Origin of the sequence: Paracidovorax avenae ATCC 19860 (assembly GCF_000176855.2) — a bacterium.
Classification (GTDB): Bacteria; Pseudomonadota; Gammaproteobacteria; order Burkholderiales; family Burkholderiaceae_C; genus Paracidovorax; species Paracidovorax avenae.
Genome location: NC_015138.1, coordinates 2,224,359 through 2,236,858, shown reverse-complemented (window position 1 = coordinate 2,236,858; position 12,500 = coordinate 2,224,359). Strand labels below are relative to the sequence as shown.

At 67.9% G+C, this 12,500-nt stretch carries 8 protein-coding genes; 3 read left to right on the top strand and 5 right to left on the bottom strand.

Features of this window, described 5'->3' with window-relative positions; translation table 11 throughout:
* Positions 1 to 27 precede the first annotated feature (27 nt).
* Positions 28 to 831 (top strand): PP2C family protein-serine/threonine phosphatase, encoded by an 804-nt coding sequence (locus ACAV_RS09925; protein WP_013594436.1) that lies wholly within the window; start codon positions 28 to 30, stop codon positions 829 to 831.
* Between the two features lie 49 nt (positions 832 to 880).
* Here ACAV_RS09925 and ACAV_RS09920 read toward each other — a convergent pair whose 3' ends face one another.
* From ACAV_RS09920 to ACAV_RS09900, 5 genes are all read right to left on the bottom strand, one after another.
* On the bottom strand, positions 881 to 1,630 hold the full coding sequence (locus ACAV_RS09920) for a hypothetical protein (RefSeq protein ID WP_013594435.1): 750 nt from the start codon (positions 1,628 to 1,630) through the stop codon (positions 881 to 883).
* 23 nt (positions 1,631 to 1,653) lie between these two features.
* On the bottom strand, positions 1,654 to 2,751 hold the full coding sequence (zapE, locus tag ACAV_RS09915) for a cell division protein ZapE (protein ID WP_013594434.1): 1,098 nt from the start codon (positions 2,749 to 2,751) through the stop codon (positions 1,654 to 1,656).
* 120 nt (positions 2,752 to 2,871) lie between these two features.
* A complete protein-coding gene (gene lpdA / locus ACAV_RS09910; protein ID WP_013594433.1) occupies positions 2,872 to 4,299 on the bottom strand; it encodes a dihydrolipoyl dehydrogenase in 1,428 nt (475 codons plus the stop codon).
* Between the two features lie 252 nt (positions 4,300 to 4,551).
* Positions 4,552 to 5,829: a 2-oxoglutarate dehydrogenase complex dihydrolipoyllysine-residue succinyltransferase gene (odhB, locus tag ACAV_RS09905; protein WP_013594432.1), complete on the bottom strand. Its 1,278-nt coding sequence runs from the start codon at positions 5,827 to 5,829 to the stop codon at positions 4,552 to 4,554.
* Positions 5,830 to 5,903: 74 nt separating this feature from the next.
* On the bottom strand, positions 5,904 to 8,783 hold the full coding sequence (locus ACAV_RS09900; protein ID WP_013594431.1) for a 2-oxoglutarate dehydrogenase E1 component: 2,880 nt from the start codon (positions 8,781 to 8,783) through the stop codon (positions 5,904 to 5,906).
* 225 nt (positions 8,784 to 9,008) lie between these two features.
* Between ACAV_RS09900 and ACAV_RS09895 the strand changes: the two genes are divergently transcribed.
* Both ACAV_RS09895 and ACAV_RS09890 read left to right on the top strand, forming a co-directional pair.
* The gene (locus tag ACAV_RS09895) at positions 9,009 to 10,061 is read left to right on the top strand and encodes an AI-2E family transporter (RefSeq protein ID WP_013594430.1); all 1,053 of its coding nucleotides are present in this window, start codon (positions 9,009 to 9,011) and stop codon (positions 10,059 to 10,061) included.
* A 75-nt stretch (positions 10,062 to 10,136) separates the two neighbouring features.
* Positions 10,137 to 12,449: a diguanylate cyclase domain-containing protein gene (locus ACAV_RS09890; protein ID WP_013594429.1), complete on the top strand. Its 2,313-nt coding sequence runs from the start codon at positions 10,137 to 10,139 to the stop codon at positions 12,447 to 12,449.
* Positions 12,450 to 12,500: the final 51 nt, after the last annotated feature.

The following is a 12,500-nucleotide window of genomic DNA, read 5'->3' as shown; positions in this document are numbered from 1 at the left end:
CTTTTTCCCGCCCCTTCCGATACCGCCATGACCAAACCGTTTCGTCTCACTGCGTCGACCGGTATCCATAAAGGCGACCGCGACTACCAGCAGGACCAGGTGGCGCTGATCGCGCATCCCCGGCACAACGGCTGCGTGCTCGGCGTGGTGGCCGACGGCATGGGTGGCCGCAGCGGGGGGCGCAAGGCCTCCGACCAGGTCATGATGACCGCGCGCCAGCTCTTCGAACGCTATGCGCCGGACAGCGACGATCCGGTCGCCATGCTCCGGCACATGGTGGAAGAAGCGCACATCGTGATCCGCCTGACGGCCATTTCCGCGGAGCAGGAGCCCCACAGCACTGTGGCGGCCTTCCTCATCCATCCCCGCGGCGACTGCTACTGGGCGCATGCGGGCGACTCGCGCATCTACCACTTCCGGGGCTCCCAGCTCATCCACCGCACCAGCGACCACTCCTACGTCCAGGCGCTGGTGGACCGCGGCGAGATCACCGAGGCCGAGGCCAATACCCATCCGCACTCCAACATCCTGGTGGGGTGCCTGGGCACCGAGAGCGACCCGCCCGTGGCCATCCACACCATCCCGCAACTGGTGCCCGGCGACACGCTGATGGCCTGCAGCGACGGGGTGTGGCATTACTTCTCACCCGCGGAACTCGGCTCCGTCGTGGACTCGCTCACCCCGCGCGAAGCGACGGAATTCCTCATCGAAAAGGCACGCAGCCGCGCACGCGGAGGCGGCGACAACCTGTCGCTCGCCATCGTGAAGATCGAGGCGCTCGTGGAGGCCGCCGCATCGGGAGGCGTGCGGCCACCGCCCGCCCAGCGATGAGCTGGACCGGGCGCATGCCGGCAGCCGGGAATGCGGCCCGTCCGCCCGGTCAGCGGGCCGGCGCGGAACCGGCCGGCGCCGGCGGGGGAGCGGGATCGGCCGGCTCCGGCAGGGGAGCCGCCGGTTTGCGGCCCGAGGCCGCCGCTTCGGCATTGGCGCGCTCGCGCTTTTCCCGTCGCTCCCGTGCGGCCTGCTGCTTGGCCTCATAGCGCGCCCGCGCCTCGGCGGAGCGTGCCGGCTGCGAGGCGGCGCGCTCGGCCTCGGTAGTGCGGTGGGATTCTTCGCGTGCCCGCTGCTGCGCCGCACGGGTACGCGCTTCCTCCTCGCGCCGTGCGCGGTCCTCGGCCTGGTTCTGGGAGCGCGACTCGGCGCGCATGGGCGCCGGGCGTTCCCCGCTTTCGATCTTCTGCCGCTGCTCGGCCTGCTTCTGCTCGATGGACTGCATCCGCAGCGCGGCCTTCTCGCGCCGCTCCGCGTTGTTCAGTTCCACCTCCCGCTTGCGCAGCACCGCCTCCGCATCACGCACCTGGGAGCGCACCGTCTCCAGGCAGTCCTCCACGGAAAACCGCTGGTAGCAGACCGCCTCTTCCTTCTTCTTGCGCGCCTCGAGCGCGGAACGCTCCTGCTGGATGCGCTTGCGCTCCGCGGTCCTGGCCGTTTGCGCCGCCTCGAACGCGGACCGGGCCTGCTCGGCATCGTCCTGGGCTGCGGCCGCCGCCGGGCCGGCCACGGCGAGGAGCGCCCAGGCCGACATCAGTGCGAAGGGGCGGAGAAAGGAAGACGGGGAAGAGTTCGGCATGCGGAAATCCTTTGCGGGCGACTTCAGGTCAGCCCCGTGTCCACCACCCGGCGCTCGAGCGCCAGGAATTCCTTGGACTGCATTTCATTGAGGCGTGACACGGTGCGGGGAAACTCGTGCGCGAGCGGCCCTTCGGTGTAGAGCTGTTCGGGCGGCACGGCGGCCGACAGGATGAGCTTGACGCGCCGGTCGTAGAGCACGTCCACCAGCCAGGTGAAGCGCCGGGCCGGGGATGCCATCGCCACGGGCATGTAGGGCACATTGGACAGCAGCACGGTATGGAACTGCGACGCGATTTCCAGGTAGTCGTTCTGCGAGCGCGGGCCGCCGCACAGCACGTCGAAATCGAACCACACCACGCCGCTGGCCTTGCGGCGGGCGCGGATCTCGCGCGCCTCGATGTGCAGCACCGGATCCTCGTCGCGGCTTTCGGCGAGCTGGTCGAAGGCGGCCTCCATCTCGGCCTCGGCCTGCGGGCCCAGCGGGCAGTGGTAGAGCCGGACCTGCTCCAGCGTGCGGCGCCGGTAGTCGGTACCGTTGTCCACGTTCACCACCTCCAGCTTTTCGTTGAGCAGATCGATGGCCGGAAGGATGCGGTCGCGGTGCAGGCCGCCCGGGTACAGGTCGTCGGGTTTGAAGTTGGACGTGGTGACGAAACCCACGTCGTTGTCGAACAGCGCCGCCAGGAGGCGGTGCAGGATCATCGCGTCCGTGATGTCCGCCACATGGAATTCGTCGAAGCAGATGAGCTTGTAGCGCTTGGCGATGCGCTCGCCCAGCACGTCCAGCGGGTTCACCGTGCCCTGCAGGCCCGCCAGTTCGCGGTGCACTTCGCGCATGAACTCGTGGAAATGCAGGCGCACCTTGCGGCGGATGGGCACGGCGTTGAAGAAGCAGTCCATCAGGAAGCTCTTGCCGCGGCCCACGCCCCCGTACATGTACACGCCGCGCGGCACATCGGGGCGGTGGATGAGCTTCTTCAGGGCGTTGGAGCGCTTTTCCTTGTACGCCGCCCAGTCGTCCGCGCAGCGCTGCAGCGCCTCGACCGCCCTCAGCTGGGCCGGGTCGCTGCGGAACCCCTTGGCGGCCAGCTCGGCCTCATACGCCTGCTTCACGTTCACGGACGTCTCTCCCGCGCAATCATCGACCGCGCATCCACACGAAAAACAACGGCTGCCGGCACACGGATGTGCGCGCCGGCAGCCCGGGGGGAGCGCGGCGCGCTCCCGATCGGCGCACGGTCAGAAGTTGAGCGTGCGCTTGTCCACGGCCAGTGCCGCTTCCTTGGTCGCCTCGGACAGCGAGGGATGGGCGTGGCAGATGCGCGCGATGTCCTCGGCGCTCGCCTTGAACTCCATGGCCACCACGGCCTCGGAGATCAGCTCGCTGGCCATCGGGCCCACGATGTGCACGCCCAGGATCTCGTCCGTCGTGGCATCGGCCAGGAACTTGACCATGCCGGTCGTGTCGCCCAGCGCGCGGGCGCGGCCGTTCGCCAGGAACGGGAAGGTGCCGGCCTTGTACTGCACGCCGTCGGCCTTGAGCTGCTGCTCGGTGCGGCCCACCCAGGCGATCTCGGGGCTGGTGTAGATGACCCAGGGGATGGTGTTGAAGTTCACGTGGCCGTGCTGGCCCGCGATGCGCTCGGCCACCGCCACGCCCTCTTCCTCGGCCTTGTGCGCCAGCATCGGGCCGCGCACCACGTCGCCCACCGCCCACACGCCGGGCAGGTTGGTCTTGCAGTCGGCATCGACCACGATGGCGCCGCGCTCGTCGAGCTGCAGGCCCACGGCTTCCGGGTTCAGGCCGATGGTGTTGGGCACGCGGCCGATGGAGACGATGAGCTTGTCCACCGCCAGTTCGCGGGCCTCGCCCTTGGCATCGGTGTAGGCCACCGTGACGCCCTCGCCGCCCGTCTTGATCTCGCCGATCTTCACGCCCAGCTCGACCTTCAGGCCCTGCTTGTCGAAGGCTTTCTTGGCTTCCTTGGCGATCTGCTCATCGACCGCACCCAGGAACGTGGGCAGTCCTTCGAGCACCGTCACGTCGGCACCCACGCGGCGCCACACGGATCCCATCTCCAGGCCGATCACGCCGGCGCCGATCAGGCCCAGCTTCTTCGGCGTGGCGCCGATGCGCAATGCGCCGTCGTTGGAGAGCACCTTCTCTTCGTCGAAGGGCACGCCGGGCAGCGCGCGAGGGTTGGAACCCGTGGCCACGATGATCTGCTTGCCCACCAGGGTTTCCTGCGCGGCGCCCGCTACCTGGATCTCGTAGCCACCCTCGGCGGCCTTCACGAAGGAGCCGCGGCCATGGAAGAAGCTGACCTTGTTCTTCTTGAACAGGTACAGGATGCCGTCGTTGTTCTGCTTCACGACGGCGTCCTTGCGGCCGATCATCTTCGCCACGTCGATCTTCACGTCGGTGGCCGTGATGCCGTGCTCGGCGAAATGCTTGGTGGCATGCTCGAAATGCTCCGAGGACTGCAGCAGCGCCTTGGAGGGGATGCAGCCCACGTTCGTGCAGGTGCCGCCGGGCGCGGGGCCGCCCTTCTCGTTCTTCCACTCGTCGATGCAGGCCACGTTGAAGCCCAGCTGGGCCGCGCGGATGGCGGCGATGTAGCCGCCGGGGCCGCCGCCGATGACGATGACGTCGAATTGTTTGCTCATGTCGTTCTCACTGTGTCAGTTGGAGAAAGACCCACCGCCGGCTGACCCGAGGCCAACCGTGCATGTGGGTCTGTCAATGGATTTCGGTATTCACGGCGCTGTGTAACACCCCAGCCCGCGCCATGCGCGGGGCCCGGGCCAGCAACCGCCGCGCAAGGGCCGCCCCGCAGCGCTGGCGGTGTCCCCCTTCCCGGATTGCGCAGCAATCCGAGAGAAGGGGGAAGGCGCGCAGCGCCTCAGGGGGGTGGTCCATCAAATATCGAACAGCAGGCGGGCCGGATCTTCCAGCGCGTCCTTCATCGCCACCAGGCCCAGCACGGCTTCGCGGCCGTCGATGATGCGGTGGTCGTACGACATCGCCAGGTAGTTCATCGGGCGCACCACGATCTGGCCGTTTTCCACCACGGCACGGTCCTTGGTGGCGTGCACGCCCAGGATGGCCGACTGGGGCGGGTTGATGATGGGGGTGGACAACATGGAACCGAAGGTGCCGCCATTGGAGATCGAGAACGTGCCGCCCGTCATCTCCTCGATGCCGAGCTTGCCTTCCTGGGCCTTCTTGCCGAACTCGGCGATCTTCTTCTCGATGTCGGCGAAGCTCATCTGGTCGGCGTTGCGCAGGATCGGCACCACCAGGCCGCGGGGCGAGCCGACGGCGATGCCGATGTCGAAGTAGCCGTGATAAACGATGTCGTTGCCGTCCACCGAAGCGTTCAGCACCGGGAACTTCTTGAGCGCGTGCACGGCCGCCTTCACGAAGAAGCTCATGAAGCCCAGCTTGGTGCCGTGCTCCTTGGTGAAGCTGTCCTGGAACTTCTTGCGCAGCTCCATCACCGGGGCCATGTTCACCTCGTTGAAGGTGGTCAGGATGGCGTTGGTGGACTGCGACTGCAGCAGGCGCTCGGCGATGCGGGCGCGCAGGCGGCTCATCGGCACGCGCTGCTCGGGGCGGTCGCCCAGGTTCGGTGCGGCGGGGGATGCCACCTGCGGCAGCGCCTTGGTGGGCACGCCCGTGGGGATGGCGGCGGGGGCAGCGGACGGCTTGGCGGCAGCGCCACCGGCCACGGCGGCCAGCACGTCGCCCTTGGTCACGCGGCCATCCTTGCCGGAGCCGGACACGGCCGACACGGACAGGTTGTTGTCGGCCAGCAGCTTGGCGGCGGCCGGCATGGCCACGTCGCCCTTCGAACCGCCTGCAGGGGCGGCGTCGGCCGCTGCGGCGGCCACGGCGGGCGCCTGGGCGGCGGCGGTCGGAGCGGACTGAGCGGGCGCGGCGGCGCCGGCCTTGCCTTCGGTGTCGATCCTGGCGATGACCTGGTCGGCCACGACGGTGGCACCGTCGCCCTGGACGATCTCGGCCAGCACGCCGGCGGCCGGCGCGGGCACTTCGAGCACGACCTTGTCGGTCTCGATCTCGATCAGGATCTCATCGATGGCGACGGCCTCGCCGGCCTTCTTCTTCCAGGAGAGCATCGTGGCCTCGGCCACGGATTCGGACAGTTGGGGGACTTTGACTTCTACGATAGCCATGACGATTCTTTCGATTCTTTCAGAACGTGTTGTGTCGCTGTGGGAAGCGGTTCGCGGGATCGGGGTTCACGCGCTCACTTGGCGAGGACGAAGCCCTTGAGCTTGCCGAACGCGCCATCGACCAGTGCCTTCTGCTGCTCCTGGTGCAGGTGCGAATAGCCCACGGCCGGCGATGCGGACGCCGCGCGGCCGGAGTAGCCCAGCTTCTGCCCGTCGAGCATGTTCTCGTGGATGTAGTGCTGCACGAAGAACCAGGCGCCCTGGTTCTGCGGCTCGTCCTGGCACCACACGATCTCGGTGGCGTGCGGGTACTTCTTGATCTCGGTGGCGAAGGCCTTGTGCGGGAACGGATAGAGCTGTTCCACGCGCAGGATCGCGACGTCGTCGGCACCCTTTTCCTCGCGCTTCTTCACGAGGTCGTAGTACACCTTGCCCGAGCAGGCGATCACGCGCTTGACCTTGTCGGCCTTCTTGTCGATGGCCTCGTTCTGCTCCGGGATCACCGTCTGGAAGCTGCCCTTCGTGAACTCGGACAGCGGCGAGGTCGCATCCTTGTTCCGCAGCAGCGACTTCGGCGTCATGATGACCAGCGGCTTGCGCAGGTGGCGCACCATCTGGCGGCGCAGCACGTGGAAGATCTGGCTGGCCGTGGTGGGCTGCACGATCTGCATGTTGGCGTCCGCGGCCAGCTGCATGAAGCGCTCCAGGCGGGCCGAGCTGTGCTCGGGGCCCTGGCCTTCGTAGCCGTGCGGCAGCATCAGCGTGATGCCGTTCACGCGGCCCCACTTCACTTCGCCGGAAGCGATGAACTGGTCGATCACCACCTGCGCGCCGTTGGCGAAGTCGCCGAACTGCGCTTCCCAGATCACCAGGGTGTTGGGGTCGTTGGAGGCATAGCCGTACTCGAAGCCCAGCACCGCCTCTTCGGACAGGATGGAGTCGATCACGACGAACGGGGCCTGGTTCTCGCTGACGTTCTGCAGCGGCACGTAGGTGCCCTCGTTCCATTTCTCGCGGTTCTGGTCGTGGATCACGGCATGGCGGTGCGTGAACGTGCCGCGGCCGCAGTCCTCGCCCGACAGGCGGACCGGGAAGCCGCTGGCCACGAGCGACGCGAAGGCCATGTGCTCGCCCATGCCCCAGTCCACGTTGACTTCCCCACGGCCCATGGCGGCGCGGTCGTCATAGACCTTCTTGACCAGCGGGTGCGGCGTGACGCCTTCGGGGATGGTCGCGATGCGCTCGGCCAGGCGCTTCCACTCGGTGAGCGGGATCGCGGTGTCGCCGGCATCCGTCCACTTCTTGCCCAGGAACGGACTCCAGTCCACGGCGTACTTGCTCTTGAAGTTGGTCAGCACCGGATCGACCGTGTGCTTGCCGGCGTCCATGGCGGCGCGGTAGGCCTTGGACATGTCGTCGCCCAGCGTCTCGCCCAGGCCCTGCGTGGCCAGCTTGTCGGCGTAGAGGCGGCGCGTGCCGGGGTGCTGGCCGATCTTCTTGTACATCAGCGGCTGCGTGAGCGCCGGCGTGTCCTGCTCGTTGTGGCCCAGCTTGCGGTAGCAGATGATGTCCACCACCACGTCCTTCTTGAATTCCATGCGGAACTCGAGGGCCAGCTGCGTGGCCAGCACCACGGCTTCCGGATCGTCGCCGTTCACGTGCAGGACGGGCGACTCGATCATCTTGACCACGTCCGTGCAGTACAGCGTGGAGCGGCTGTCGCGCGGGTCGGAGGTGGTGAAGCCGATCTGGTTGTTGATCACGATGTGCACCGTGCCGCCCGTGGAATAGCCGCGGGTCTGGGCCAGCGCAAGGGTTTCCTGGATGACGCCCTGGCCGGCGAAGGCCGCGTCGCCGTGCACCAGCACCGGCAGCACCTGCTGGCCGTGCGGGTCGCCGCGGCGGTCCATGCGTGCGCGCACCGAACCTTCCACCACGGGGTTCACGATTTCCAGGTGGGAGGGGTTGAAGGCCAGCGACAGGTGGACCGGGCCGCCGGGGGTGGACACGTCCGAGCTGAAGCCCTGGTGGTACTTCACGTCGCCGGACGGCAGGTCTTCCGGGGCGGTGTGGTCGAACTCGGCGAACAGGTCCTTGGGCATCTTGCCCAGCGTGTTCACCAGCACGTTCAGGCGGCCGCGGTGGGCCATGCCGATCACGATTTCCTGCACGCCGCGCGAGCCGGCCGACTGGATGAGCTCGTCCATGGCAGCGATGAAGCTCTCGCCGCCTTCGAGCGAGAAGCGCTTCTGGCCGACGTACTTGGTGTGCAGGAAGCGCTCCAGGCCCTCGGCCGCGGTCAGGCGGTCGAGGATGTGCTTCTTCTTCTCGGCGCCGAAGCTGGGCTTGCTGCGGATGGTCTCGAGCTTTTCTTGCCACCAGCGCTTCTGGTTCTGGTCGGAGGCGTACATGTACTCGACGCCGATCGTGCCGCAGTACGTTTCGCGCAGCGCGTTGATCAGTTCGCGCAGCGGCATCGATTCCTTGCCGAAGAAGGTGTTGCTGGTATTGAACACGGTCTCCTGGTCGGCATCGGTGAAGCCGTAGAAGGAGGGTTCCAGCTCGGGAATGGAGGGGCGCTCGGTGCGCTTCAGGGGATCGAGATCGGCCCAGCGCTGGCCGACGTTGCGGTAGGCGGAGATGAGCTGCTGGACGGCGGTGCGCTTGCGGCCGAGCTCGGAATCGGCGCCGGTGGCCACCACGACCTGGGTGCCGCCCTGCTTGGCGCGCTCCGCGAAGGCGCTGATGACGGGCTGGTGGGGGACGTCCTTGGCGTTGGAGCCATCCACGGCGGGCACGTGCTGCAGCGCGTCGAAGTACTCGCGCCACGTGTCGGGCACGCTGCCCGGGTTGACGAGATAGCTCTCGTACATCTCTTCGACATAGGGCGCATTGCCGCCGAAGAGGTAGGTATTGCCCTGGTAGGCTTGATAGACGGACGTCGTCTCGCTCATTTCCGCTGACCTCCGCTTCCCTGGGGGAAGCATTAGCTGGTTGGTAAAACCTTCCGCGACACGGCTGAACCGGTTGGCGGATGCGACTGTGGCTCGGGGAAGGGCCTTGAATCTTGCGCCCACGATTGTGCCACCGATCGCAGGACAGCGCCTACACGGCCGTGTCCCACAGGGCGCGGCCGCCACCGTCGCGTACATTTGCGCCAACTTCGCCACCGCCCTGCCATGAAGACCACCCTGCTGCAGAACCGCACTTTCATCGCCCTGCTGATCGCCGTCAGCCTGGCCTTCCTGGCCATCCTCTGGCCGTTCCACGGTGCGGTTTTCTGGGGAATCATCCTCGCGATCCTCTTCGCGCCCATGCACCGCCGCCTGCTGCGGTACATGCCCCGCCGGGCCAACCTCGCGGCGCTGTGCACCCTGTCGCTGTGCCTGCTGGTGGTCATCCTCCCGATGACGCTGATCACCGTCTCGCTGGTGCAGGAAGCCAGCCTGGTCTATGAACGCATCCGCTCCGGGCAGCTGGATTTCACCGCCTACTTCCACCAGGTCATGCAGGCCATGCCGTCTTGGGCGATGCAGATCCTCGACCGGCTCAACCTGACCACGGCGTCTGAACTGCAGGCGCGGCTGTCGTCCGTCACCGTGCAGGCCACGCAGTTCGTGGGCAGCAAGGCGATCGACTTCGGCCAGAACACGCTGCAGTTCGTGGTGAGCTTCGGCATCATGCTGTACCTGCTGTTCTTCCTGCTGCGCGACGGCCCGGCCCTGGCGGCGCGCATCCGCGAAGCCACGCCCCTGGACGAGGGCCACAAGCGCCAGCTCGCCACCAAGTTCACCACCGTGATCCGCGCTACCGTGAAGGGCAACATCGCGGTGGCCGCGGCGCAGGGCGCCCTGGGCGGACTCGCCTTCTGGTTCCTGGGTATCCAGGCCCCCGTGCTCTGGGGCGTGCTCATGGCCTTCCTGTCGCTGCTGCCCGCCGTGGGCGCCGGGCTCATCTGGGCGCCGGTGGCGATCTACCTGCTGGCCACGGGCGCCGTCTGGCAGGGCGCGGGCCTGGCGGCCTTCGGCATCGGTGTCATCGGCCTGGTGGACAACGTGCTGCGGCCAGTGCTGGTGGGCAAGGACACCAAGATGCCCGACTACATCGTGCTGATCTCCACGCTGGGCGGCATGTCCCTCTTCGGGCTCACGGGTTTCGTGATCGGGCCGGTCATCGCGGCGCTGTTCATCGCGACCTGGGACCTGTTTGCGCCGCACACCCACGGGCGGTGACAATACGGGGGAGCCCGCAGCGCCGCGGGCCGCCCTCCCTGCCGTTTCCGCGCGGACCCGTGCCGCCCGCTGCACATGTCCCTGCGCCTGACTCCGCACTACCGAATGCTCCTGCTGGCCGTCGCGCTGTCGGTCGGCATCGGGGCGCTGTTCGCGCGGGCCATCCTGACCATCCGCGACGACGAATGGAACTATGCGCGCGACGCCAATGCGGCGCTCGCGCGCACGCTCGAGCAGAGCATCGGCCGCACGCTCGACAGTTTCGACCATTCGCTGGCAGGCGTGGTGGAAACCCTGGCCCGGCCGGACCTCGCCGGCCTGCCGCCGGACGTGCAGCACGCCATGCTGTTCGACCACTCGCTGCGCACCCGGGGCCTGGGTTCCGTGGCGGTGATAGACCCCGGGGGCAACGTGGTGGTGTCGGCCGGCGTCACGCCCGCGAAGAAGATGCCCAACCTCGCCGACCGGGACTACTTCCAGTTCCACATGCGCGAGAAGGACCGGGGCGTGTACATCGGCCGGCCGATCCAGGGGCGGGTGACGGGCGAGTACAGCCTGGCGATGAGCCGCGCCTACTTCAACCAGGACGGCAGTTTCGGCGGGGTGGTCGTCGGCACGATCCGGCTGAGCTACTTCAACGAACTGTTCGCATCGCTCGGCCTGGGGCCCCAGAGCCTGGCCGAGATCGTCCGGGCGGACGGCACCGAGATCTCGCGCTTCCCATCGCGCCCCCACGGCATCGGCGAGCCGGTGGGCATCCATCACCTGGAGCACCTCGTGCAGGAGCGCGAGGGGCACTTCACCGAGCCGCAGGAAGAAGCTCAGGATGGCATCTCCAGGCTCTACGCCTTCCGCCGCGTGGGCGACTATCCGCTCGTGGTGTCGGTGGCTCAGTCGGTGGAGAGCATCCTCTCGAAGTGGCAACGCAACGCGGTGATCCTGGGGACCTTCGCCGCGCTGCTGATGGCGGCATGCATCGGCCTCGCCCTGCTGTTCGCACGCGAACTGGCACGCCGGCAGAACGTGGCCGCGCAGCTGCAGCGCGCGCAGCACGACATGCGCACCATCCTCGACAACCTGCCCTCGCTGGTTGCCTACTGGGACCGCAACCTGCGAAACCGCTTCGCCAACCAGGCCTACCTCGACTGGCTCGGCATGACCCAGGAAGAAATCCAGGGCCGCCCCATCGAGGAACTGCTGACTGCAGAGGCCTGCGAGGCCGCGCGGCCTTACCTGCGGCGTGCGCTGCAGGGCCGCAGGCAGGTCTATGAACGGTCGGTGCCGATATCGTCGGGCGAAGTCCGGCACATGATGGTGTCCTGCATTCCGGACATGGACGGGGAGCAGGCCCAGGGCATCTTCGTGCAGATCGACGACCTCACGGAGCGCAAGCGCATGGAAGACCTGCTCTTCGAAGAGAAGGAACTGGTCCGCCTCACGCTGCAGTCCATCGGCGACGCCGTGCTATGCACGGATGCCTCGGGCCACGTGACCTACATCAACCCCGTGGCCGAGAAGATGACGGGCTGGCAGGCCTTCCATGCCGCCGGCCGGGACATCGACGAGGTCGCCCCCCTCTACACCCCCAACGGCGTGCACGCGGAGCATCCGGCCCGCAGCGCGCTGTCCGGTGCGCAGGCCCTGCCGCCGGGGCGCGGCCTCGTGCTGTTCTGCCGCGATGGCCGCCGCATGGACGTGGAAAACAGCGTCAGCCCCATCACCGACAGGCATGGGCAGGTCACCGGCACGGTGATGGTGCTGCGGGACGTGACCGAGGCCATGGCGCTGGCGCGCCGCATGGCACACCTGGCCCAGCACGACATGTTGACCGACCTGCCCAACCGCGTGCTGCTGCAGGACCGGGCCCAGCAGGCCATCGCCCAGGCGCGCCGCGACGGGCACGGCCTCGCCCTGATGTACATCGACCTCGACGGTTTCAAGCAGGTGAACGACACCCTGGGCCACGACGCCGGCGACCTGCTGCTGGTCCAGGTCGCGCGGCGCTTCACCCGCTGCGTGCGCCGCTCGGACACCGTGTGCCGCCAGGGCGGCGACGAGTTCATCGTGCTCCTGCCCATCGTGGAGCATCCCGGGCAGGCATGCCATGTCGCCCGCAAGATCGTGGCCGTGTGCGACGCCCCCTTCGACCTGGGGAGCGAGTCGCGGCAGATCGGCCTCAGCGGCGGAATCGCGCTGTTCCCCCAGCACGGCTCCACGTTCGAGGAACTGGCCCGCAGTGCCGACGTGGCGCTCTACACCGCCAAGCGGGCCGGCAAGCAGCATTTCCGCATGTACGCGGGGCCCGAACAGGAACCCGAACCGGTGCCGCCCGCAGCGCCCCCGTCCGTGCCTGCTGCGCCCCCAGGCGACGCATCGCCGCCCCATTGAACGCCAGGCCGCCCCGGCTCCAGCGCCAGCGGGCGCGTCATCGCGGCGCAG

Excerpts from the sequence above, each read along its gene's own strand:
- odhB (WP_013594432.1), bottom strand. The coding sequence starts at position 5,829 with ATGGCTATCGTAGAAGTCAAAGTCCCCCAACTGTCCGAATCCGTGGCC.
- ACAV_RS09895 (WP_013594430.1), top strand. The coding sequence starts at position 9,009 with ATGAAGACCACCCTGCTGCAGAACCGCACTTTCATCGCCCTGCTGATC.
- lpdA (WP_013594433.1), bottom strand. The coding sequence starts at position 4,299 with ATGAGCAAACAATTCGACGTCATCGTCATCGGCGGCGGCCCCGGCGGC.
- ACAV_RS09900 (WP_013594431.1), bottom strand. The coding sequence starts at position 8,783 with ATGAGCGAGACGACGTCCGTCTATCAAGCCTACCAGGGCAATACCTAC.
- ACAV_RS09890 (WP_013594429.1), top strand. The coding sequence starts at position 10,137 with ATGTCCCTGCGCCTGACTCCGCACTACCGAATGCTCCTGCTGGCCGTC.
- ACAV_RS09925 (WP_013594436.1), top strand. The coding sequence starts at position 28 with ATGACCAAACCGTTTCGTCTCACTGCGTCGACCGGTATCCATAAAGGC.
- ACAV_RS09920 (WP_013594435.1), bottom strand. The coding sequence starts at position 1,630 with ATGCCGAACTCTTCCCCGTCTTCCTTTCTCCGCCCCTTCGCACTGATG.